This is a genomic window from Haloferax larsenii (genome assembly GCF_024730625.1).
Lineage (GTDB): Archaea > Halobacteriota > Halobacteria > Halobacteriales > Haloferacaceae > Haloferax > Haloferax larsenii.
The window spans coordinates 221,165-244,947 of record NZ_CP078065.1 but is presented as its reverse complement, the minus strand read 5'-3'; the positions used below and the strand labels follow the sequence as shown (position 1 = coordinate 244,947).

Below are 23,783 nucleotides of genomic sequence, written 5' to 3'. Positions count from 1 at the left end.
ATTCTTTCCGGGTGAGAATTCGAGTCCGCTGTCTGTCGATCACCCACTCCGAAACGGGTGGGTCGCAAGAACCTATCAGCCATATAAAGACCCCGCACCTTATGGTCGAGGTGTTACCGGACTCGCGTGTCACCTTCGAACGAGTCGAAGTATGTCATACTCCAGCCCGGTGACAATCGAACGTGGTGTCCGAGGGGAAACACCCGACGGGAGCGACTTCCGACGGCGGAGGAGACGGGGTGAGTACCCGTGAGACGAGAGACCATCGTCGTGTTGCTCCTCGTCGTCGCCGTGCTCCTGCCGATGTGGTACGTCGCGTTGCACGGCGAACCGCCGAGTGAGCAAATCGAAATCGACCAGAGCGTCACCGAGATGCGGCCGCTCCAGGAAATCGTCGATACGCCGGAGAAACTCGCACCGAGTCAGGTCGGCGTCATCGTCTGGGTCGCGCTGTTCGGCCTCGTCGCCGTCCTGACTGCGGTCCATCGGTTCATGGACTCCGCAGTGAGACGTACCCACCGCGACGACGCGGCAGTCGCCGACGGCGGACAGGTCGGCCTGCCGTGGTTCTGGACCGACGACCGCTGGGTCGTCGAGTACCGCGACGCCACCGACGCGATGGAGGGGATTCTAGCGATGGGCGGGCTGACGATTCTCGCTATCGTCTTCGCCGCGTTGTTCACCGGCGAGTATCTCACCCTCGCGCGGACGCAGTACTTCGGCGTCTACGCGATGGGGATGTTCGTCTCGCTGGCGTTGCTTACCGTCTCGTACTACGCGTGGTTCCTCCCCCACGTCGAAGTCGCAGAACGGAGGGGACACTGATGAAATCGACAGATTTGGAAGCCGAATCCGGCGACTGTGACAGCTGTTGTACCGACTGTACGGACGACGGGCACGACGAGTATCGACCGAGTATCTTCACCGACACCCGCGCGTCGCTGGCTCGGCGCGACTACGCGAAAATTCTCGCCAGCGTCGGCGGCCTGACTGCGGTCGCAAGCCTCACAGCACCGTTAGCCGGGCTGACGCGCGTGTTCGAACGCGAGTACACCGGGCCGGTGTACTCAGACGGCATCTACCTCGTCGACGGCGAGGGGGAGCGAATCAAAGAGACGGCCCTCGCGGAAGGCGAGAAGATGACGGTGTTTCCCGAGCCACGGCCGGGAATCGAGAAAGCGCCGACGCTCCTCGTACGACACTCCGAGGGGTCCTACAGCGACGCCGTGAAAAAGGAGTTCATGGTCGCGGGCTACACGGCCTACTCGAAGGTCTGTACGCACGCAGGGTGCATGGTTTCGGACGAAGAAGACGGGACGCTCGTCTGTCCGTGTCACTTCGGGAAGTTCGACTCGACAGACGGTGCAGCGGTCGTCGGCGGGCCGCCGTCGCGGGCGCTTCCGCAACTCCCGATTACCGTCTCCAGCGAGGGGTATCTCATCGCAACCGGTGACTTCAACGGGCCTGTCGGCCCGGGGGGTGAGTGATGTCCCGAATCGACCGCCTCGCCGACCAGACCGCCGACGCCGGGAGCCGCGCCTACGACTGGATGGACACCCGGTTCGACCTCGACACCGGCCGCCAGTTCCTCGGCAAAGCGTTCCCGGCGGAGGACTCGTTCCTCCTCGGCGAGGTTGCGCTGTTTTGCTTCCTACTGCTCGTTCTCACGGGGATGTTCCTCGGGATGTTCTTCGAACCATCCACGAGCGACGTGAAGTACGAAGGAAGCGTCGAGAAGTTCCAGGGCGAAGAAGTGCCGGAAGCCTTCGCCAGCGTCCTGCACATCACCTACGACATCCCGTTCGGGATGTTCATCCGGCGGATGCACCACTGGGCGGCACACCTGTTCGTCGCCTCTATCGGGTTGCACATGCTCAGGGTGTTCTTCACCGGGGCGTATCGCAACCCACGCGAGCCGAACTGGGTCGTCGGAACCGCGCTCGCCGGACTCTCGATGGGCGCAGCCTACACTGGCTACGCCCTCCCGTTCGACGAGTTCGCCGCGACAGCGACGGGAATCGGGTACAACCTCGCAACCTCGATACCACTCGTCGGTGGACTCGTCGGGAAGGCGTTCTTCGGCGGGGAGTTCCCGTCGAGTGCGACCATTCCGAGGTTGTACTTCATCCACGTCCTCGTCATCCCCATCGCAATCGGGGTGTTGCTAGCGATACACATGGCGATACTCATCCGCCAGAAGCACACCGAAGCACCCCGTGACGAAGACGTTCGAGGCCTCACACCGAGCCCCGAAGGGCAGCAAGCGGGAGCCACCGCGAGCGACGGCGGTACCGAATCCGCCGTCTCGACGACCGACGGTGGTACTGAATCCGTCCTCCCGAAAGACGACGACAGCGTCGTCGTCGGTCTTCCGGCGTTCCCCAACCAGACGGCCGTGAGCGCGGTCGTCTTCTTCCTGACACTGGCGACGCTCTCGGCGCTGGCCGGGTTCCTCCCGGTTCACAACATCGCTGAGTACGGCCCGAACAACCCCGCAGGGACGCCGGAACTCATCATGCCGGACTGGTTCCTGATGTGGGTCTACGGTCTCCTGAAGCTCCTGCCATCGTGGATGAGCTTCACGATTCCGTTCGTTCACATCCACATCTCCACCGAGTTCGTCGGCGGCGTGCTGCTGCCGACGCTGGTGTTCGGAGCCATCGCGGTGTGGCCCTTCGTCGACTACCACGACGAGTCGGTCCACTTCACGGCAGACCCACTGGACAGACCGTGGCAGACGGCAGTCGGCGTCGCGGCCGTCCAGTTCATCATGATTGCCTCCATCGCGGGGATGAACAACCTGCTCGGACGCGCCCTCGGCGTCGGAACGGGCGTCATCAACCCGATTCTGACGGTCGCGTTGTTCCTCGTTCCCATCGTCTCCGGGCTGGTGGTGTACCGAGTGCTGGGCGAGCGCGACGAACAGACGCACGCGAAGCCACACCCCGAGGAGGTCGACGATGACTGACGCCGAGACAGGCGTGACCGCGACGCGCAGCATCGAGCTCTCGGCGCGGACGTACCGACACCTCGACCGTGTGAGCAAGCTCCTCGGCGTGGGACTCGTCGCCCTCGGACTCGACATGGGCGGCGACACGCTCCTCGGAGTAGCCGTTGGGCTCCTCGGCGCGGCACTGGCACTGACGACAGTCTTCCTTCAGATAGAGAAATGAGTCGAAACGACGCATCCCACGACGGCGAGACGGCAGGCGAATCGACAGCAGACAGAGAGGCGAACGACGCTCCCGAGGTCGGCGACCCACCCGGCGACCCGGCGTCCAGCGATGGGCTCGTCTCCCGGCGGAACTTCCTCGAAGGCATCGGCATCGCGTCGCTGCTCGGTATCGGGAGTTCGGCCGCGTCCGACGACAGCCTGTTCCAAATGGGCGGGCTGAAACCGGTCGACGACACCATCGGTAACTACCCGTACCGCGAGTGGGAAGACCTCTACCGCGACGAGTGGGACTGGGACTCGGTCTCTCGGTCGACCCACAGCGTCAACTGCACCGGCAGTTGCTCGTGGAACGTCTACGTCAAAAACGGCCAAGTCTGGCGCGAAGAGCAGTCCGGCGACTACCCGCGCTTCGACGAGAGCCTCCCGGACCCGAACCCCCGCGGCTGTCAGAAAGGCGCGTGTTACACCGACTACGTCAACGCCGACGAGCGCATCAAACACCCGCTCAAGCGCGTCGGCGAGCGCGGCGAAGGCAAGTGGAAGCGCATCTCGTGGGACGAAGCCCTCACCGAGATTGCCGAACACGTGGTCGACGAGGTGCAGGCCGGTCGATACGACGCCATCAGCGGCTTCACGCCGATTCCGGCGATGAGTCCGGTGTCGTTCGCCAGCGGCTCTCGTCTCGTCAACCTGCTCGGCGGCGTCAGCCACTCGTTCTACGACTGGTACTCCGACCTGCCGCCGGGACAGCCAATCACGTGGGGCACCCAGACCGACAACGCCGAGAGCGCCGACTGGTACAACTCGGATTACATTATCGCGTGGGGGTCGAACATCAACGTCACGCGCATCCCGGACGCGAAGTACTTCCTCGAATCGGGGTACAACGGGACCAAGCGCGTCGGCATCTTCACCGACTACTCCCAGACGGCCATCCACACAGACGAGTGGCTCAGTCCCGACTCCGGGAGCGACACGGCGCTCGCGCTCGGGATGGCACAGACCATCGTCGACGAGGAATTGTACGACGAGGCACACCTCAAAGAGCAGACCGACATGCCCCTCTTAGTCCGGCAGGACACCGGAAAGTTCCTCCGGGCCAGCGAGGTTCCGTCCGTCAACTCCAGCGCGGACCGTCCCGAGTGGATGATGCTCATGCTCGATTCGGACGGACGCCTGCGGGAAGCGCCGGGGTCACTCGGCGAGCGCGACGGGCAGAAAGACTACTCGAAGAGTATCGAACTCGACTTCGACCCGCAACTCGACGCCGAGACGACGGTTCGAACCGAAGACGGGAACGTCGAAGTACGGACCGTCTGGGCCGAACTGAAAGACGAACTGGCGACGTGGGACCCCGAGACGGTCCACGACGTGACCGAAGTCGGCAAAGAGACCTACCAACGAATCGCCCGCGAGTTCGCCGAGGCAGACAAGGCGAAGATTATCCACGGGAAGGGCGTCAACGACTGGTACCACAACGACCTCGGGAACCGCGCGCTCCAGTTGCTCGTCACCCTCACCGGCAACCTCGGCGAGCAGGGAACCGGCCTCGACCACTACGTCGGCCAAGAGAAGATTTGGACGTTCCACGGCTGGAAGACGCTCTCGTTCCCGACCGGTAAGGTCCGGGGCGTGCCGACGACGCTGTGGACCTACTACCACGCAGGCATCCTCGACAACACCGACCCCGACACCGCCGCCAAGATTCGGGAATCCATCGACAAGGGCTGGATGCCTGTCTACCCAGAAGAGCGAGACGACGGTTCTCGCCCCGACCCGACGACGATGTTCGTCTGGCGTGGCAACTACTTCAATCAGGCCAAGGGCAACGTCGCCGTCGAAGAGCAACTCTGGCCGAAACTCGACCTCGTCGTCGACATCAACTTCCGGATGGACTCGACGGCGCTGTACTCGGACATCGTGTTGCCGACGGCGAGCCACTACGAGAAACACGACCTGTCGATGACGGACATGCACACCTACGTGCATCCCTTCACGCCCGCGGTCGAACCGCTGGGCGAGTCGAAGACCGACTGGCAAATCTTCCGCGAACTCGCCGCGAAGATTCAGGAAGTCGCCACCGACCGCGGCGTCGAACCCATCCAGGACAGGAAGTTCGACCGCGAAATCGACCTGCAATCCATCTACGACGACTTCGTCCGCGACTGGGAAACCGACGAGGAAGGCGCACTCGCCGAGGACCGCGCCGCCTGCGAGTACATCCTCGAACACTCCGAGGAGACGAACCCGGCCGACAGCGACGACCAGATTACGTTCGCAGACACCGTCGAACAGCCCCAGCGACTCCTCGAAGCGGGCGACCACTGGACCTCAGATATCGAAGACGGCGAGGCCTACGCGCCGTGGAAGGACTTCGTCCAAGACAAGAACCCGTGGCCGACCGCGACGGGCAGACAGCAGTACTACATCGACCACGACTGGTTCCTCGAACTCGGCGAGCAGTTGCCGACTCACAAGGAGGGGCCGGAGAACACGGGTGGCGACTACCCCATGGAGTACAACACGCCTCACGGCCGGTGGTCGATTCACTCCACGTGGCGGGACAACGAGAAACTGCTCCGCCTCCAGCGCGGTGAGCCAGTGTTGTATCTCCACCCCGAGGACGCAGCAGAACGCGGTATCGAAGACGGCGACACCGTCGAGGTGTTCAACGACCTCGCGGAAGTCACGCTACAGGCGAAAATCTACCCGAGCAGCCAGCGCGGCACGGCTCGAATGTACTTCGCGTGGGAGCGGTTCCAGTTCGAGGACGACACGAACTTCAACTCGCTCGTGCCGATGTACATGAAACCGACGCAGTTGGTGCAGTACCCCGAAGATTCGGGCGAGCACCTGCACTTCTTCCCCAACTACTGGGGACCGACGGGCGTCAACAGCGACGTCCGAGTCGACGTGCGGAAAGCCGGAGGTGACGACTAATGAGCACCGACAACGACGCCACGACCGAACAGGTCGACCTCGCGGAGGGAATCGACCATCAGGTCGCCATGGTGATGGACCTGAACAAGTGTATCGGCTGTCAGACGTGTACGGTCGCGTGCAAGTCGCTGTGGACCGAAGGCGGCGGTCGCGACTACATGTACTGGAACAACGTCGAGACCAAGCCCGGAAAGGGCTACCCTCGCGATTGGGAAGACTCGGGCGGTGGCTGGAAGTCCAGCGAGCACAACGAGCGCAAGCCCGGCGAGATACCCAGTCAAGAGGACTACGGCGACGCGTGGGAGTTCAACCACGAGGAGATACTGTACAACGGCAGCGACGAACCGCTCCGTCCCGACAGCGACCCCGAATGGGGGCCGAACTGGGACGAAGACCGCGGCGCTGGCGAGTACCCCAACTCGTATTACTTCTACCTCCCGCGCATCTGCAACCACTGCACGCACCCCTCGTGTGTGGAGGCCTGCCCGCGAAAGGCGATGTACAAGCGCGAAGAGGACGGCATCGTCCTCATCGACCAGGAGCGTTGCCGCGGCTACCGCTACTGCGTCGAGGGCTGTCCCTACAAGAAGGTGTACTACAACGCGACGCAGAAGACCTCCGAGAAGTGCATCTTCTGTTACCCCCGCATCGAGGGAGAAGGTCCGGACGGCGAGACGTTCGCCCCGGCCTGTGCGGAGGACTGCCCGCCCCAACTCCGTCTCGTCGGGTTCCTCGACGACGAGGAAGGCCCGATTCACAAGCTCGTAAACGAGTACGAGGTTGCGCTGCCGCTGCACCCGGAGTACCAGACGCAGCCGAACGTCTACTACATCCCGCCGTTCGCGCCGCCGCAGCACTCTGAAGACGGCGAGTCGGTAGACGTCGAGCGCATCCCGCGAAACTACCTCGAAGAGCTGTTCGGCGAGCGAGTTCACGACGCGCTCGACACCATCGAGAAGGAACGCGACAAAGTCAACCGCGGTGGGGAAAGCGAACTGCTCGATATGCTGACCGACACGAATCCGGCCCGGAAGTACCGTTTGGAGGTGTTTGACGATGAGTAAGTGGAGCGTCGAATCATCGAGCTCGCTGAGACTCCTGTCTCAGCGGTGTTTGACGATGCCTGAGCAAGGTGAGCCGCTTCGCGGCTCAAAAATGCGAGCGGGCTGTGCCCGCGAGCAAAGCGAAGCATCGTCAAGCTCGCCAGAGCTTGCTCTGGAGGTGTTTGACGATGAGTAAGCGAGGTGGAACGCGGACAGCCGCGACCGCAGCCACTATCATCGTCTGCTTCGTGCTGCTCGCGGCATCGGTCGGTCCGGCGATGGTGTCGGCCCGGCCAGCCAACCAGATTCCGGTCGAGTCGGTTTCGGCCGACGCACAGCCACAGGACCCGACCAGCGAGGCGTGGGACACAGTCCCGGCAGTCGGCGTCCCGATGGCCAGTGCACCCAGTAGCGTCCCGAACGCCAGCGAGACCTCCGTCGAATCGATTCGCGTCCAGTCCGCCCGGACCGAGAAGCGACTGTACCTCCGGCTCTCGTGGGCTGACGGAACCGCCGACCGCAACGTCTCTGGACCGCGGCGATTCGCCGACGCGCTCGCCGTGCAAGTTCCGGTCAACACCAGCGCGCGCCCCCCGATTTCGATGGGGAGCGACCGCAACCTCGTGAACGTCTGGTACTGGAGCGCCGACGGCAAGACCGAGGAACTCCTCGCTGGCGGCCCCGGAACGACGACCAAGTTCGAAGAGTCGGCCGTCGAGACGGAGACGACCTACGACGACGGCCGCTGGACGGTCGTCATGTCGCGCGAACTCGAATCGAGCGCCGAGAACCGAACCCCGTTCGCCGTCGAAAACAACGTGGACGTCGCGTTCGCGGTGTGGAACGGCTCGGAGATGGAGCGGTCGGGGCGGAAGTCCGTCAGCGAGTGGTATCACTTCCCGTTCGGCCCCGGACCGCAGGGACCGCCGTACGAGTCGATTCTGTGGACTATCGCCGGACTCGCCATCGTCGGCGTCGCGCTGGTGACGGTCAAAGCGGTCCAGAAAAACTGAGGAGAGACCGATGACGACAACACCAGATTCACACGACGACGCGGCCGGAACCGACGCACAGCCCGTGGCTAACGAGCAGTTCGACCCCCAAGGAATCGACCAGCAGACCGTCGCGCGGGCCGGGGTGTACACAGTCTTGGCGACGCTCCTCGACGAACCCGACGAGTCGGTCTACGCTCAGCTCGAATCCGGCGACGTAGATGCGACCGTTCGCGACCTGCTGGATGCGACCGGCCTAGACATCGCACCGCCGGACCTGACGGTCGAAGCGGACCACGACACACTCTGTGCGCGGTTCAACGACCTGTTCACCGTCGGCTACGCGGAGTACACCGACCGAACCGACGGCTCGCTGAATAGCGAAGGCCCGCAAATCTCGCTGTACGAGACGTCTTACCGACCCGAGGCGGCGTGGAACGACGTAAACCTCGATTTGGCCCGGGCGTACGAGTACTTCGGGCTCGAAATCGACCAGTCGGCGCGGGATAACCACGACTACCTCCCGTATCAACTGGAGTTCGCGGGCTACCTCGCGCGGCTCGAATCCTCGGGTTCCGAGGATGTCGCTCGCGCGCGACTCGACCTCCACGACCGACATCTCCACGTCGTCGCTGGGGGTCTCGCAGACCGGATGGCCGAACTGTCGGTCGACGGTCTCTACAGCGAACTGGCCGCGTTCCTCGACCGGTTCGTCACCGCCGACCAACAGGACCTCGCCGACCGATTCGAAGGAGGTGGCGACCCGTGAGCGGCAGCCGAGTCGAAGACGCCGCGAAGCCGACGGGTCTCGTCGCGGCGACAGCGAACCGTGTCGAACGAGCCACGCCAAAATCGACGCGGGCGGTCGCTGGCGTGCTCGGACTCCTCCCAGTGGCCGCGACGACGCTGTATCGAGTCGCGCACAACACGCCTGCAGGGCTTCCCGCAGGAGTCCCCGAGTTCGTCGCGCTCTGGTACCCGTTTGCCATCCTCGGCCCAGCACTTGCGGGGTTCCTGCTCGCGACGACCGCCGAGACGGCCAGTGAGCGAGTCGGGCTGACGTTCCTCGGTGGGTTCGGCCTGATTTCGCTCGCGTCTGCGACCGCGTGGATTCCGGCGGCCGTCGGAATCGCTGTCGGCGGGGGCGTCGTCGTCTGGAGTCGGCTGGCCCGACTGAAGACCGAAGAAGACTGGGACGAAATCAGACGAGTCACACCGACGGTCCTGCTGATTGTCGGCGTGGGCGTCTCGCTGGCGGCGACTGTTGGCGTTGCACCCACGACGCTCCGCCCGCTGGGGACCATCCTCACGCTGCTCGCGCTCGGCCTCGCGCCCGTCGTGACCGGTTGGGACCTGACGAGTCTCGGCGCTGGCGTTGGGGCAGGACTCGTCACGCTCGCGTTGGCGACGAGTCTCCCGTACGTTGCGGGCGCGGTGCTGCTCGTCGGCGGCGGTGTCGTCGGCGCGCCGCTCGGACTCGTCGCCTTCGCAGTCGGTGGCGGCGTCACGGGCGTCGTGTTCAGCCTCCGAGATGAACGAGTGGACCGCGCTCTCGGCGCGGCGCTGCTCCTCGTGGCGGGTGTCCCTGCAACACTCCTCAGCGCGGCGGGCGTCCTCGTCGCCGTCGCACTGCTCGCAACCGAATCACGAGGTGAGATTGCATGAGAGACGAAGAAGAAGCGACAGACGGACCGCCAGACCCGCAACTGCACCCAGAACACAGTCCGGGATTCGGAGAGAATCCCGCCGGCCTCGAAGACATCGAGGTCGACCGCGACATAACCATCGGCGAGGCGTCGCTGGCCGAACTCGGCGCCAGCGACACCGAGCCGGTCGAAGACGACGAGGTGGCAGACCTCATCGAGACGCTCGCCGGCGACGACGTCGTCGAGCGCCGCAGAGCGGCACTGGCCCTCGCGGAGCGCGACAGCGACGAGACAATCGTGCGCGCCCTGAGTGCCGCGGCGACGACCGACGAAGACGCCGACGTTCGGCAGTTCGCCGTCGAGGCGCTGGCCAAACACGGCGGTTCACTGGCGGCAGAGACAGCACGCGCATTGACCGACGACCCCGACCCGTGGGTCCGAGCGGAGGCCGTCGTCGCGCTCGACCGACTCGATAGAGAGGCACACGAAGACGAAATCGAGCGCGCGCTCGACGACGACCACCACGCCGCCCGCCGAAACGCCCTCGTCTCGCTGTTCAAATGTCGCGGCGAGGGTGCGCTGTCCGTGCTCGTCGATGCGGCAGACGACCCGAGCGAGCGCGTTCGAGAGTGGGCGGCCCACCTCCTCGGCGGCATCGAAGACGAGAGAGCAGACGAGGCGCTGGCGGAGTTAGCCGACGACGAGCAAAGCATCGTCAGGGAGACTGCCGTTCGCGCCCGCGAGGTCGATTCCGGAAGCTTCCGGCGGCAGTTTGCCGGCGTGCTTGACGAATCCGACCGGACGCTCCCCGGCGAAGACGACCTCAACCGGACGCCGGACCTGTGACGACAGACACGCGATACTAGCCACACCAAATCCACAGCAACCATCCCATGACCAACAATCGACACCCGAACCCAGATTCTGACGACCCGCCACTCGAAGACCGCGTCGAGTCCGCACTGAGAACCGTCCGCGACCCGGACGCCGGCGTCAACGTCTTCGAGGCGGGATTAGTCGAGTCCATAGACGTAGACGACGCGAGCGTCACCGTCGAAGCCGCGGTCTCCGAGTTCGACCACAAGAACGCGACCGGAATCATGCGCGCGATGGTGCAGGCGGTTCGGGACGTTCCGGCCGTCGAGAGCGCCCACGTCGAACCCGTCTCACCCTCCACAGACGGAGCAGTCGAAGGGGTCGCAGAGTTCGACACCATCATCGCCGTCGCCAGCGCGAAGGGTGGCGTCGGGAAATCGACCGTCTCGACCGCGCTCGCCTGCGCGCTGGCGGCCGACCGGCCGACTGGTCTGTTCGACGCCGACATCCACGGGCCAAATGTTCCGTCGCTCTTGGACGTTTCGGGACCCATCCACTCAGACGACGAGGGAAGCCCGCTTCCCGTCAAGACGACCGAGTCGGGGACGTCACTCGACGTGATGAGCGTCGGCCTGATGGAAGACGGCGCACCGCTCGCGTGGCGCGGTGCGATGGCGCACGACGCCCTGACAGAGCTGTTTACAACCACCGCGTGGCGGGCCGACGACACGCTCGTCGTCGACTTGCCACCGGGGACCGGGGACGTGGTCTTGACCACGCTCCAAGAGGTGTCTGTGGACGGTGTCGTAGTCGTGACGACGCCCTTCGAGTCGAGTCTCGACGACACCGCTCGGAGCATCGAACTGTTCCGAGACAACGGCGTTCCGGTCCTCGGCGCGGTCGTCAACATGGGTCAGTTCGCCTGCCCCTCCTGTGGCGACACGCACGACATGTTCCCGGGGAGTTCGCACGAAGAACACCTCGACGCACCCGTCCTCGCCGAACTACCGTTTTCGCCGCGGTTCCAGGCGACACCAGCACCCGGCGACGTCGCACCCGAGATGGAGGACCTCGCCGACGCTGTCGCCGACGCCGCAGCCACCGCGTGGGACCTCGACGTGCCGAACGACGCACTCGATATTCGAGGTGAAGCCCCGGAGAAGCGCCGCGAGCGCGTCGCCGAGCGGTTCACCTCGCTGGAGAGCGGCGAGACGTTCACCCTCGTCAGCGACCGCGACCCGACGCCAGTCAGGGATTTCCTCGGCGGCCTCACCGACCGTCGACCCGAGGAGATAGCCGGATTCGAAGTCGAGCGCCAGACGCCGAACGACTGGGTGTTAACAGCAACGAGGCCGTAAGAGGAGCAATGACCCACAACACGACATCCGACGCGGATTCGACCTCGGCCGACGCTGCGGACGCAGACGCACTCGCCATCGAAATCGTCGGCTACGACGACCAGGTCACACTCGGCCCCCAAGACTTCGAGACGTTTCCGACGACCGACCGCGAGTGCACCATCGAGTGTGCGTCCGGGACGCGCACGACGGGAACGTGGACCGGCGTCCTGCTCGCCGACCTCCTCGACCGCGTCGAGACGCCGCCCGAGACGACCCACGTGCGAGTGACGAGCACCGACGGGTACGCCGTGTGCGTCGATATCGTCGCCGCGCTCGATGCTATCGTCGCAGTCGCCCGGAACGGTGAGCCACTCGCGGAGCACAAACCCTACGCGACGCGGTTCCTCGGTGGCAAAATCGACGGGGCACGGACGGTCAAGGGAGTGGCCGAAATCGAACCGCTCGCGCTGGAACCGAACGCGGACCCGAGCGACCTCGAATCCATGTCGCTCGACGACGCATCGTACGGATGACCCAGCGTAGAGAGACGACGGCTGTCGTCCTCGCTGGCGGACAGAGCAGTCGATTCGGCGACGGCCTGAAGGCGACGGCGACACTCGGCGAGTCAGCACTCGTCGAGCGCGTCGCTGAGGCGGTTCGAGACGCCACCGGACGCAAGCCGGTTGTCGCTGCCGGAGGAGACCAAAAGCGGCCGGTCGTCGAAGGCGTGCTCTCAGACTCAGTCCGGTACGTCGAGGACGCCGAGTGGTGTGCTGGACCGCTGGCTGGCGTCTGCGGAGCAGTTCCAGCGGTTACGACACCCACACTCTTCCTCTGCGGGTGCGACATGCCGCTTCTGTCTGCACGCGCCGTCTCGTGGCTGTGCGACCGCCACGCCGACACAGACGCCGACGTGACAGTTCCGCTCGACGAAGACGGCCACCCGCAGTTGCTACACGCAGTCTACGAGACGGCAGCGCTCGAAGCGTACTGTGAGCGCCGCCCCGACAGCCACAGCCTGCGGTCGCTCGTCGCCGAGCTGTCGGTCGAAACAGTCCCCCCCGAATCAACACCTGACGGCGTCGGAGTGTTGCGGTCGGCTGTAAACGTAAACACGCGTGCTGAACTCGCAGCGGCCCGCCAGCGACTCGCAACCGGTGAATATGTTCGGCGGTGAAGATATCCGTCTTCCAGATGACCAATCGGCTGGGGTCGGTCACAATCGACGGCCATCGATGTCCAATCTCGCGACACCGACGCCCGCCGTCTCTTTTCACGAGACCAACACGGCCGAGACATATCTATGACGGGAGCAGGCCGAAGTCGCTGGTCACGCCGATTTATCGTCCTCAGCGCCGCGTTTCTCGTCGCCTGGCGACTCGGCGCAGTGGTCGGCATACCCCGCCGCGCCGAAGTCACATTGGCCCTGTTCGGCTTCGTCTTCCACGTCGTCTTCGGGATGGCCTACCTACTCGTGCCGTCGTACTTCGGGACCGTCCTCGCGACTGACCGCGTCCCGGCAGTCCACCTCGCGTTCTCGTTCGGCGGGACGGTACTGCTCGCAGGACGGACGCTCTTCGACCTGCCCCGGTTTGTCGGCGTCGCTGGCGCAGTCTTCTGGGTTGCGGGCGTCGTCGCATTTCTCGCCGCGCTGCTGTGGTCGATTCGAGAGCCACTGTTCGGAGACGAGACGGGGACGAGTTCGCACAGGAAAACACACAAGTGGGTCGACCGCCGTGCCAACCGCTTCATTCCGATTTCGTTCGCGTACCTCGCAGTCGGGTCGTACGAACTCCTCGCCCGAGTGTCGGCGCTTCCGGGACTCACCGACGGGTATCTCCCGCGAATCACGCACCTGCTCGCGGCGGGGTTCGTCGTCCTCCTCGTCTTCTCGCTCGGTGTCCGACTCGCACCGCGGTTTCTGGGTGTGCCTGCACCCAGAGTCCCGACCGTCGTCGTGCTGGTCGCCGGTGCGGTCGGCCCCGGCCTCGTCGCGTTCGGATTGGGCGGTGGCCCGGCATTCGTCGCCGGAGCGGTCGCCGAGTCGGTCGCATTCGTCGGATTTGCCGCGGTCTACCTCAGTATCTATCTCCGTGCAGACAAACGACGGGTTGGGTCCGAAGCGATTCTCGTCGGGTCGATGTGCGGCGTCGCGGGCGTCACCATCGGACTCACGATGGCAGTCGGGTCGCTGTTCGACGTCGCGCTGTTCCCGCTCGGGTCGATTCAGACGCACCGGGACCTCAATCTGCTCGGCTTCCTCGGACTCGTCATCGTCGGGTTCGCCGTGCAGTTCTTTCCGCCGTCTGCGGGGCGGTTTCGCGGTGCGAGCGAACGAGCAACTCGTGCCGTAATCGGAGCACTTGCGGTCGGCGTCGGGGTCGCCGTGGTCGGACAGGTGCTGAACGAACAGACTATCGTGACGCTCGGAAACGTCTTCACACTCGTCGGTGCGGGCGGCTACGGCTACGTGCTCTCGCGTCTGTTAGTGGAAATCGGGTCGCGCCGTGCCGGGTGAGACGCGGCGCAACGTGACCCGAAGGAAGGGAGGTGTCGAATGGAGACGACAGGGAGTGGCTGCTACTGCCTGACTGCTACTGGACAGACGACCCGCTGCCGACGACTACTTCTTCGGGAACTTCGCGACGAACTCGGTCGGGCCGCGCCGCTCGGTCGCGTAGTTGTCGGCGTCGAACGCCGGTACTTCGGCTTGCATCTCGTAGAACAGCGGTTTCGGCTCGTGGTCGTTGACGATGACGAGCATGTCCCCGCTTTCGAGGTCGTCGAACGCCTCGTGAATCTTCGGGTGTCGTTTCGCGGGCGGAATCTCGCGAACGTCGAGTTTCGTCTCTGTCATGCGCTCGTTCGTTTCGGCCCAGACCGTGAGGGTATTGCCCCGAATATGTTCAGAAAGCGGTGATTCGCGTGCGAGTCACTGCGGCGTGATTGTGACGTGCCACTCGTCGGCGGCGACCTGCAACGTCTCGTAGTCGAACCCGCGGGCGTCGAGCACGTCGTAGAGCGGCACGGGTTCGAAACTATTGACGAGCAGGACAGACTCCTCACCTCCCAACCCGTCGAGTGCACTCATGATGTCGCTGAACGGCTCCCCGTCGATTTCTCGGGCGTCGAGGGTTTCTCCGGTGTGGTCCGGGTCCATCTTACTCATAGTACACACATCGCAAGCAAGATAACTGTCCGTTGTCCCGATGATGTTCGGAGTGGTTTTCGCGGGGTCAGGTGTTGTCGGTGTACAACGAGTGCGCGATGACCGCGAATCCGCCGACGGTGAGCGAACTCTCGGCGACGAGGGCATAGTCGTACGAAAGCGGCGTGAGTTGGTGGACGATGCCCGCGACCAACGAACCGAGGGTGATGAGCGCGAAGCCGACACACAACGACCGAAGCGCGTGCGTCTGTCGGTGTCTGTAAGCACGGAAGGTCACGAGCGTCACGAGACCACCGAACAGGAGCGTCGCCGTCTTCATCCCGACGACGAGAGCGGTGAGTCCGTTCATCGTCCGTTCGAGGTCATGCGGCGGTCGCGTGTCTGTCTCGGTCTCGCGGTGTCGGGGGCGGGGGCGAGGACGGGGGCCGGGTCGAGGTTGGGGTCCGGGCCGGGAACCGCCACGCCGACGCTGATTCTCGGTTGCTGTTCACCTGTACCGCCCTGTTTCGGTTGTAGAGCTGGTGTCATGGTTCTGGTCCGCTTTCCCGACGTTCCACCGGCGGTTGCGGGCGTCACGTCTCTCGTCTTCGTTGAGTTCCGACGAAGCACTATGCACTCTCCCGAAGATGTTCGGAACAGTTCTCTCGGCGGGAAAACAGCCGGTGAGCGACGGGTGAGGTGTTGCAAGCCCCCGAAGAGAAACTATGAGGTGAATAGAGGTATTCGGCTCTGTTGAAAATTCCAATCGCTGATAGGTTGTTGAGGCCGTGCTGAATAGAGGGCGCGTATCTTGCAGAGTTCTCTATACTTCACACCTCCTCGTTTATGAAGGCAGATCACCAGCGAGCCCAAGTAAACCGACGATTACTCCGAGAATCATAATAAGGAGCCCAATTTGACCAAATGCGTTTGAATCCGCCGCGAATAGGTCTCGACCAAGCATTAGAAACCCCCCGAATACAACGAGGAGAAGACCGAAGTCAAACACACTATCACTCATGTTGTTCAATTGAGAACTGTCACTCATGTCCTTCAATTGAAATCGTCAGTTCATATTCTTTTTTGACAGACTCACCCTCTGTCTGTGTCACGCCGGTTCTGACAGCATTTGGTGAGGTTTCTGTGGCCGTGCTGCATAGAGGGCGCAAGTCGGTCAAAGCGGTTTGGTGAATTAAACACGGTCAGACGACTGTGCGAGACAAGTATTTTACCACCGCACTCACAATGTACACACATGAGTTCCGAATCGGAGAAGAAGCGAGTGCAGTTCCGAGCACCGAGGGGGCTGGTGGATCGGGCTGACACCCTCGCAGCGGTGTTCGAGACAGACCGGACGGACATTCTCATCTCAGCCCTCCGCGAGTATCTTCGGGACGCAGCACACTCCGACGAAGTGAAGCAGGAGGTCGCAGAAGCGTACTACGACGACGCCATTACCTTTGAAGAATTAAAGTCTCTCGTCGGTCACGAGGAGGCCGCAAATTTCCGGCTCCTGAAACAGCAGTTGAACGAGGCATTCGTTGACGACGTGGCGGAAGAGTTGACCGATACATAGATGGTGCGCATCGTCGCTGATACGTCCGCTCTCGTTAGTTTGGGAACCGCTGCGGACGCCACGACAAACCCACTCGACATACTTCTTGAGTCACACAAACTCCTGCTCCCCAAGCAAGTTCTCGAAGAATTGGCTGAAATAGCATCTTACGACGATGCTTCTGGAGAGGCAGCACAAGTTGTGCTTGACCGTAAGAACGCGTTCGATGTCCGTCCTGTCGAATTGGACGAAACATTTCCACTGGACGATGGCGAGAATGCAGCAGTCACGTTGGCGAACGAAGTAAACGCGGTTCAACTCCTCTGCGACGAGTTCAACCGGCTCGCAGTGATCCATGCATCACTCGTTGACACTCGCCTCGTCACGACGCCGATCCTACTCACTGCCCTCGTGCGGAACGGCGTGCTCTCTCCCGATTCTGCGGAGAAGTTACTCGGGGAGATGAGCGATGCCCGGAGTTGGTCTGCAAATTCCTACGTCGCACGCGCAAAAGCAACACTGCAACAGCAACGAGAGGGGAATTGAGCCTCTCTGACCGATATTAGATAGCTTATCGCGAACGGACTGAACAGAGGGTGCAAGTCGATTGGAATCGTCGTCCAAAGTCAGTTGGCCCAATTCCTTCGAGACAGTGTGGCCGTCTATTACTGAGACCCATTCACCAGGTGTCAGTTGCTCGTTGGTGGTACAGCACCCAGATAACCGGGATGCCAGCAATCGCTCCGAGCAGAAGCAAGGCAGGGGTGGGAATTGGTGGGAGGACACTATCTACCGATTCAAACCCCACGTAGAACAGACTCAGTAGTTGGCCGGTCAGTAGAACAGCAAGTGGATATCGCGATTCTCGTCGGTGTTCCCAGCGTCTTCCGGCGACAGCGAGGCCACTTCCGACGGAAACCCACATGACAGTGATAATCATTCGAAACCCCTGAGAAACGTCAGCGCGCCATGGCTCGAACACAACGATGCCACCGATGGCAGTACAGAGACCAATGACGAGAAGGATTTTTGCAGGTAAAGTCGCCGTCCGTTTGGCACCCATCTCGTGTCCGTACACCCGCACGAGACCCAGCAGTAGTAACACACCGCTGAGGATAAGTGCAAGACCGATTGCGAGTCGTTCAGGTGGGCTGTCCCCAATTTGAGTCGCGGCAACCACTGAAATGAGTCCACCTGCAGCTCCGAATACGGTCAATAAGAGGGCGCTACTGAAGCGGCGAGCCATAATATCCACCAATCGTGAATGTGTAAATTCTTTGGGGCAATCCCGAATGAGTTCCTGCTGAACTCACCCTCTGTCTGTGTCACGCCAATCCAGTCAACCCAGAGATTTTCAACAGAGCCAAACATACTGTAATATCACCAACACAATAGTGATGGTCAACCGACGAGAACTCTTACGGTGGTTTTCAGTCTCCGCACTTGCACCGGTTTGTGGCTGTACCACCGATAGAAATCTGTTATCCCCGGGCGTTCCAACGCTACAGTCGATAGACATTGTGAATTTCAAAGCGGAAGCATACGAGTACGAAATTTCGGTTGTCGCTGCTGGGGAGCAAGTGTTCGAAGACGAAGGGACAGTCCCACAGTCGGACGGGAGCAATGGTGGAATCACGACTATCGAAGCACCGTGGATGAACGAGCCGAGAGACTACGAAATCAAGCTTGCAGTAAGCCAGATTGAAACTGTGGAAACCTCAGTAGGCGAGTTGGAATCGTATCAAGACAAAACGGACCTCAGTTGTATGCTACTCACATTCGCAATCCGAACAGACGAGTCAATCGGGGTCTTTGCGAAGCCAGTATCGAACTGCTAGGTTCTCGACTGTCTCTCTCACTCTTCGTCATTGACTCCGGTGAATCCTATTTTTTCACGCCTCTCCCACTAGACTAGCGTCGAGTTGGCATGAACCGAATCATTAATGCTGTTTTAGGCTAGCCTAAAGGCAATGTCCAACCACGACACTGCGTGCACAGCGTTTGCGAGAGACAGTGTATTTTCCCGGTCAAACGGCAGTATCTAAATGTCGAAATCCAACTATGACGTCGTCGTCGTTGGTGGTGGCCCTGCTGGCTGTGCTGTGGGGATATGTACAGCACGGTACGGGCTCAACGTCGTAATCTTCGACCGGGGTAACTCGTCGCTGCGCAGGTGTGCTTTCTTGGAGAATTACTTAGGGTTCCCTGCGGGTATCGACATCCAGACGTTCTACGAACTCATGCATGCCCACGTCGCCGACGTGGGGTGTGAGATGGTTTCTGATATGGTCGAGTCCGTTACCCGAACGGATGACGGTAGCTTCCGCGTCCGAACCCAAGATGGACAGTCCGTGCAGGCTCCGCGAGTTGTGGCGGCGACAACCTACGATGGTGAGTACCTCCGCGGACTCGACAGTGACGAGAAGATGTTCGACACCCACGAGCACCACGGCGAAGTACACGAAGAGTTCGACCGCGAATACGCTGACGCCGATGGCCGGACACCTATCGAGGGGCTGTACGTTGCTGGTGCGCTGGCTGGGTACGGTGAGCAGGTACTCATCGCTGCAGGACATGGAATGGCCGTCGGACGTGAGCTGGTCGCGAACATCCGCCGTGACGAAGGCTACTGGGAGGAGGCCGCACCTCACTACGACTGGATGCGGCGTCGCGCAAGTCTCAACTACGACTGGGACGACGAGGAGGTTTGGCAACAGCGATTCGCCGACCACAGACTCCCTAACGACCACGATATCAAACAGGAGCGGCTCGAACACGTCCGGGAGCAGGAAATCGAGTTCGTGAAGTCCGCTCACCTCGAAGCATCGGAAATCGAGCGCAGACGAGAACGTGCTCACCGACGGCTCGCGGCCCAGCTCGATGAGAAGTTCCTCCTCGAAGTCATCGACGACAACCGATTGCTAGAGTACGTGGACGAACACGTAGAGCAAAGGAGGAAAGACAGTGAGTAGCGTCCGCGGCAAACGCCGAGGCAGCACCTGAGATAGTGTCTCGGAGTAGTCGCCAGTAATACGCAGATATCCCGAGTGGATTAGCCTCTCGGTGGTCGTCTCATGACCATTCTACGGTGAGAGGGAAACATTTATACTGTTTTAGGCTGGCCTAAAAATATGGATGCCAAGACCAACGTTCACGAAATTCCGACCCGGAGAGAGACACTCAAGGGCGGCAGTGCTATCCTCGGGGGAGGTCTACTCGCCGGGTGTATCAGTGAGAGTCCCGATGCGGCTTCAACAGAGGCGAACGACACGACGACTCCACAGACGACCGACGAACAGACGCCGTACGATGTGACGGTCAAACCTGCTGGAAACCACACATTCGAGGACGTTCCCGAAACGTACGCGAGCATCCCCGGAGCGTGGATGGACATCGCAATGGGGTTCGGCATCCAGCCGACAGCCGTTGCCGCCTTCGACCGCCTTCCGCTGAAATACTACGATGCGCTCCCAGGTGTCGAGTTCGACGCCGACGCCGTCCGATCACTCGGTGAATCAGCCGAATCAAAGTACGACAAGGAGGTGTTCTACGACGTGGATGCCGACGTGCACCTCATGGACCCGCGTATGTTGAAGAAGTACTCGGGATGGGAAGACAAGGACCTCGAAGAAATCGAATCGAGAATCGGTCCAATCCTCGGGTCGCTAATCCGGTTCCCGTTCGGCGGACGCGAACCCCACTACACACTCTACGAAGCATTCGAAAAAACTGCACAAATCTTCCAGCGCCAAGCCCAGTACGAGGCATGGGTCGACCTCAAGGAGTCGTTCTACGCCGATATCAAATCTCGCGTTCCCGTCTCGGGGGACGACGCGCCGACCGTCGCCGCGTTCAACTTCGGCTTCAAGCCAGAGTCCGGGAAGTTCTTCGCTGCGAACATCGATGCGGCCCGGAACGACACGCGGAGTTTCCGAATGCTCGGCGTCGGTAACGCCTTCGAGGGCGAAGAGTACGTCCCGTTCAAGCCAATCGGCTACGAGAAGCTCCTCGAAGTCGACCCCGACTACATTGGGACGATTGGGTACCTCTCGTACATCGACGACGCGCAGTTCCAGAAGACAATCAAGGCAGCCCAGAACCACGAGACGCTGAGTAAACTGAGTGCCGTACAGAACGGAAACTTCGTCAGAACTGGTGGACAGTACATGGGGCCGATTATCGACCTGTTCTCGACGGAGGCACTCGCAAAGCAACTGTATCCCGAGGAGTACGGTGAGTGGCCGGGTTCGATCTACGACGTTCCTGAGGAGGAGCAGCTATTCGACCGACAGCGGGTCGTGGAGATAATCAATGGTAATCTCTGATTCAGTGGCGGGCTGAAAAGTTCGATACCGACAGTCCCAGGAAAAGGACGCTAAGGCCTGTTTTCTCTATCATTTATTTGTAGTCCAGCTTGGTGGAGTAGCGACCAAGTCACGACCACAGTAGTCTGGAGTTACCAAAGTACACCCACCGATACATCACTCAAAATACAGACACGGCCGTGCAATCCGAACATGTTCAAGCCGCTCCAGAGGGTTAGGAAGCGGGTTTCTAATACATACCTCACATCGGCAAAGGCCCATCTGTACGATGGCTCAAAAGCATACTCGGCGGACCGTGTTGCAGCGTATCGGGGCGACAGGTTTCGCAGCGACCACACTCGCGCTTGCAGGCTGCTCGTCGCAGGCATCGAGTGATGGAGAGTCCAGCACAGAAAGCGGCTCAGGCGGAACTGAAACGACAGAAGAATCGAGCGGTGGCGGCGGCGAAAGCAGTGGTGCTGCCCAGACCGACACCGTCGGCATGACCGAGAACCTCGGATTCGACCCCAAGGTCATCGAAGTCCCCGTCGGCACGACGGTCACCTTCGACAACACGAGTTCTATCGGGCACTCGGTGACAGCCTACGAGGACAAGATACCGGACGGGGCGACGTACTTCGCGACCGGCGGGTTCGACTCCGAACAGGCCGCGATAGACGCCTATCCCGAGGAGGGCAACCTCGAAGCCGGAGAGACCTACGAACACACCTTCGAGACGAAGGGCACCTACGAGTACTACTGCATCCCCCACGAGATGAACGGGATGGTCGGGACGGTCAAGGTGGTCTAAATGACACACGATTCTGCAGACACGGACGGCGCAACCGACGAGACGCACACTGACACGATTTCGGAGTACGAGGCGCAACTGAACGCGGTCCTCGAAGATATCGACGAGACGCCGGCCGACGAATCCGACGTGTCGCTCGAACTCCCGACGCTGGGACTCAACCGACGTGACTTCATGAAAGCGGGCGCAGCAGCCGGGGTGATGGGTTCGCTCGCCGGGTGTACCAGCCTGGCAGGAAGTACCAACAGCGGCAGCGAGAACACGCCGCACTCCAGTTCCGGCGACGTGCCGAGTCACATCGTCCCGCCGGGAGAACACGACGAATACTACGGGTTCTGGTCCGGCGGTCACTCCGGCGACATCCGCATCTACGGCCTCCCGTCGATGCGCGAACTTACCCGGATTCCGGTCTTCAATCCCGAGCAGGCGAAAGGCTACGGGTTCGACAAGAAGACGAGCGACATGCTCGAAGAGGCGGGCGACTACACGTGGGGCGACTCCCACCACCCGAGCCTCTCCGAGACCGACGGAAAGTACGACGGCGAGTACCTGTACGTCAACGACAAGGCCCACGGCCGCGTCGCCCGCGTCAATCTGACGTACTTCGAGACGGACGCCATCACCAACGTCCCGAACGTCCAGTCCGTCCACGGGTGCTGTATCCAGAGTCCCGACACCGAGTACGTCTTCGCCAACAGCGAGTTCCGGACGCCGCTGCCGAACGACGGACGCGACATCAACAACCCGGACAAGTACGTCTCGCTGTTCACCGCGCTCGACCCCGAGTCGATGGAGGTGCTCTGGCAGGTCGAAGTCGACGGTAACCTCGACATTCTCGACACCGACAAAGACGGTCGGTGGGCCATCGCCAGCGCCTACAACGACGAAGAGGGCGTCGAAATCGAGGAGATGACGAAGAACGACCGCGACTTCGTCAAGGCGTTCGACGTGCCGGCGATTCAGAAGGCGGTCGACGCGGGCAACTACAAGGAAGTAAACGGAGTTCCCGTCGTCGACGGGACGAAGTCGAGTTCGCTCAACAAGGGCGACAACCCCATCGTCCGCTACATCCCGACGCCCAAGTCACCGCACTGTGTCGAGGTCGAACCGAACGGGAAGTACGCGATGGTCGCCGGAAAGCTCTCGCCGACGGTGTCCATCATCGACATCGAAAAGCTCGGCTCGGCTTCGGACCCCAAAGACACCATCGTCGGCCAGCCGAAGCTGGGTCTCGGACCGCTCCACACGACCTACGACGGGCGGGGTCACGCGTACACCTCGCTTTTCATCGACTCGCAGGTCGTCAAGTGGGACATCGAGACGGCCGTCAACTCGCCGAAGAAGTCCGAAGACGCCATCCTCGGCAAGATAGACGTCCACTACAACCCCGGTCACATTCAGGCCATACAGGCGATGTCGACCGAACCGACCGGCGACTGGCTGGTCGTCCTCAACAAACTCTCGAAAGACCGGTTCCTGCCGGTCGGTCCAATCTACCCGGACAACGACCAACTCCTCTACATCGGCAACGACAAAGACAACGAGACGGGCGGGATGGAACTCGTCTCCGACCACCCGGTGTACCCCGAACCGCACGACGCCATCTTCGCCTCGAAGGACAAGATTAGTCCGGCGAAGACGTGGGACGCCGCGGACTACGAAGGTGAAAAAGAGTACGTCAAAGAAAGCAATTCACGCGTCGAGCGCATCGACGACGAGACCGTCGAGGTGTACACCTCGGTCAAGCGCAGCGAGTACGGCCTCCGCGACTTCACGGTCAAACAGGGCGACGAGGTCACGCTCACTGCCACGAACGTCGAAGGCAGTCAGGACATCGTCCACGGTATCGCCATCCCCGAGCACAACGTCCACCTCGCGCTCGCGCCGCAGGACACCCGGCAGGCCACGTTCACGGCCGACAAACCGGGTGTGTACTGGGTCTACTGTACGTACTTCTGCAGCGCACTGCACCTCGAAATGCGCTCGCGGATGATTGTCGAACCCAGAGAGTAG

24 protein-coding genes are annotated in these 23,783 nt (G+C 61.8%); 20 read left to right on the top strand and 4 right to left on the bottom strand.

Annotated features, from left to right (window positions below):
- Positions 1 to 249: 249 nt before the first annotated feature.
- The 14 genes from KU306_RS18570 to KU306_RS18505 all read left to right on the top strand — a co-directional run bounded on the left by KU306_RS18570 (position 250) and on the right by KU306_RS18505 (position 14,470).
- Positions 250 to 825: a hypothetical protein gene (locus KU306_RS18570; RefSeq protein WP_007541445.1), complete on the top strand. Its 576-nt coding sequence runs from the start codon at positions 250 to 252 to the stop codon at positions 823 to 825.
- Entirely contained in the window at positions 825 to 1,487 is a 663-nt protein-coding gene (locus KU306_RS18565; protein ID WP_258303719.1) for a QcrA and Rieske domain-containing protein, read from the top strand. Before KU306_RS18570 ends, KU306_RS18565 begins: the two co-directional genes overlap by 1 nt.
- Positions 1,487 to 2,968 carry a cytochrome b gene (locus KU306_RS18560; protein WP_258303718.1) on the top strand — a complete coding sequence of 494 codons (1,482 nt, stop codon included), beginning with the start codon at positions 1,487 to 1,489 and terminating at the stop codon, positions 2,966 to 2,968. Before KU306_RS18565 ends, KU306_RS18560 begins: the two co-directional genes overlap by 1 nt.
- On the top strand, positions 2,961 to 3,173 hold the full coding sequence (locus KU306_RS18555) for a DUF8120 family protein (protein ID WP_007541439.1): 213 nt from the start codon (positions 2,961 to 2,963) through the stop codon (positions 3,171 to 3,173). The genes KU306_RS18560 and KU306_RS18555 overlap by 8 nt, the downstream gene beginning before the upstream one ends.
- Positions 3,170 to 6,115 (top strand): nitrate reductase subunit alpha, encoded by a 2,946-nt coding sequence (gene narG / locus KU306_RS18550; protein ID WP_258303717.1) that lies wholly within the window; start codon positions 3,170 to 3,172, stop codon positions 6,113 to 6,115. The genes KU306_RS18555 and narG overlap by 4 nt, the downstream gene beginning before the upstream one ends.
- Positions 6,115 to 7,179 carry a nitrate reductase subunit beta gene (gene narH, locus KU306_RS18545; protein WP_007541436.1) on the top strand — a complete coding sequence of 355 codons (1,065 nt, stop codon included), beginning with the start codon at positions 6,115 to 6,117 and terminating at the stop codon, positions 7,177 to 7,179. Before narG ends, narH begins: the two co-directional genes overlap by 1 nt.
- Positions 7,180 to 7,346: 167 nt before the next feature.
- Positions 7,347 to 8,171 (top strand): ethylbenzene dehydrogenase-related protein, encoded by an 825-nt coding sequence (locus KU306_RS18540; protein WP_258303716.1) that lies wholly within the window; start codon positions 7,347 to 7,349, stop codon positions 8,169 to 8,171.
- Positions 8,172 to 8,181: 10 nt separating this feature from the next.
- Positions 8,182 to 8,919: a molecular chaperone TorD family protein gene (locus KU306_RS18535; RefSeq protein WP_258303715.1), complete on the top strand. Its 738-nt coding sequence runs from the start codon at positions 8,182 to 8,184 to the stop codon at positions 8,917 to 8,919.
- Positions 8,916 to 9,815 (top strand): DUF8068 family protein, encoded by a 900-nt coding sequence (locus tag KU306_RS18530; protein ID WP_007541430.1) that lies wholly within the window; start codon positions 8,916 to 8,918, stop codon positions 9,813 to 9,815. The genes KU306_RS18535 and KU306_RS18530 overlap by 4 nt, the downstream gene beginning before the upstream one ends.
- On the top strand, positions 9,812 to 10,642 hold the full coding sequence (locus KU306_RS18525; RefSeq protein WP_007541427.1) for a HEAT repeat domain-containing protein: 831 nt from the start codon (positions 9,812 to 9,814) through the stop codon (positions 10,640 to 10,642). The genes KU306_RS18530 and KU306_RS18525 overlap by 4 nt, the downstream gene beginning before the upstream one ends.
- Before the next feature lie 47 nt (positions 10,643 to 10,689).
- The gene (locus tag KU306_RS18520; RefSeq protein ID WP_007541426.1) at positions 10,690 to 11,970 is read left to right on the top strand and encodes a P-loop NTPase; all 1,281 of its coding nucleotides are present in this window, start codon (positions 10,690 to 10,692) and stop codon (positions 11,968 to 11,970) included.
- Between the two features lie 8 nt (positions 11,971 to 11,978).
- Complete coding sequence (locus KU306_RS18515; protein ID WP_007541425.1) at positions 11,979 to 12,485, top strand: molybdopterin-dependent oxidoreductase; 507 nt, start codon at positions 11,979 to 11,981, stop codon at positions 12,483 to 12,485.
- Positions 12,482 to 13,129 (top strand): molybdenum cofactor guanylyltransferase, encoded by a 648-nt coding sequence (gene mobA / locus KU306_RS18510; protein WP_258303714.1) that lies wholly within the window; start codon positions 12,482 to 12,484, stop codon positions 13,127 to 13,129. The genes KU306_RS18515 and mobA overlap by 4 nt, the downstream gene beginning before the upstream one ends.
- 126 nt (positions 13,130 to 13,255) lie before the next feature.
- Complete coding sequence (locus tag KU306_RS18505; protein WP_258303713.1) at positions 13,256 to 14,470, top strand: hypothetical protein; 1,215 nt, start codon at positions 13,256 to 13,258, stop codon at positions 14,468 to 14,470.
- Between the two features lie 105 nt (positions 14,471 to 14,575).
- Here KU306_RS18505 and KU306_RS18500 read toward each other — a convergent pair whose 3' ends face one another.
- The 4 genes from KU306_RS18500 to KU306_RS18485 form a co-directional block, all read right to left on the bottom strand.
- Complete coding sequence (locus KU306_RS18500) at positions 14,576 to 14,809, bottom strand: DUF2249 domain-containing protein (RefSeq protein ID WP_258303712.1); 234 nt, start codon at positions 14,807 to 14,809, stop codon at positions 14,576 to 14,578.
- A 75-nt stretch (positions 14,810 to 14,884) separates the two neighbouring features.
- Positions 14,885 to 15,112 (bottom strand): DUF2249 domain-containing protein, encoded by a 228-nt coding sequence (locus KU306_RS18495; protein ID WP_258303711.1) that lies wholly within the window; start codon positions 15,110 to 15,112, stop codon positions 14,885 to 14,887.
- A 76-nt stretch (positions 15,113 to 15,188) separates the two neighbouring features.
- Positions 15,189 to 15,470 (bottom strand): DUF7521 family protein, encoded by a 282-nt coding sequence (locus KU306_RS18490; protein ID WP_007541420.1) that lies wholly within the window; start codon positions 15,468 to 15,470, stop codon positions 15,189 to 15,191.
- Positions 15,467 to 15,649 carry a hypothetical protein gene (locus KU306_RS18485; protein ID WP_258303710.1) on the bottom strand — a complete coding sequence of 61 codons (183 nt, stop codon included), beginning with the start codon at positions 15,647 to 15,649 and terminating at the stop codon, positions 15,467 to 15,469. The genes KU306_RS18490 and KU306_RS18485 overlap by 4 nt, the downstream gene beginning before the upstream one ends.
- A 706-nt stretch (positions 15,650 to 16,355) precedes the next feature.
- Here KU306_RS18485 and KU306_RS18480 point away from each other — a divergent pair.
- The 6 genes from KU306_RS18480 (at position 16,356) to nosZ (ending at position 23,783) form a co-directional block, all read left to right on the top strand.
- Positions 16,356 to 16,676, top strand: coding sequence for a hypothetical protein (locus tag KU306_RS18480; RefSeq protein WP_258303709.1), 321 nt, complete (start codon positions 16,356 to 16,358; stop codon positions 16,674 to 16,676).
- Positions 16,677 to 17,201, top strand: coding sequence for a PIN domain-containing protein (locus tag KU306_RS18475; RefSeq protein WP_258303708.1), 525 nt, complete (start codon positions 16,677 to 16,679; stop codon positions 17,199 to 17,201). It begins immediately after the preceding gene.
- Positions 17,202 to 18,700: 1,499 nt separating this feature from the next.
- Positions 18,701 to 19,627 (top strand): FAD-dependent oxidoreductase, encoded by a 927-nt coding sequence (locus KU306_RS18470; RefSeq protein ID WP_258303707.1) that lies wholly within the window; start codon positions 18,701 to 18,703, stop codon positions 19,625 to 19,627.
- Positions 19,628 to 19,786: 159 nt separating this feature from the next.
- The gene (locus KU306_RS18465) at positions 19,787 to 20,980 is read left to right on the top strand and encodes an ABC transporter substrate-binding protein (RefSeq protein WP_258303706.1); all 1,194 of its coding nucleotides are present in this window, start codon (positions 19,787 to 19,789) and stop codon (positions 20,978 to 20,980) included.
- A gap of 268 nt (positions 20,981 to 21,248) precedes the next feature.
- A complete protein-coding gene (locus KU306_RS18460) occupies positions 21,249 to 21,770 on the top strand; it encodes a plastocyanin/azurin family copper-binding protein (RefSeq protein ID WP_049918661.1) in 522 nt (173 codons plus the stop codon).
- Positions 21,771 to 23,783 carry a TAT-dependent nitrous-oxide reductase gene (nosZ, locus tag KU306_RS18455; RefSeq protein ID WP_258303705.1) on the top strand — a complete coding sequence of 671 codons (2,013 nt, stop codon included), beginning with the start codon at positions 21,771 to 21,773 and terminating at the stop codon, positions 23,781 to 23,783.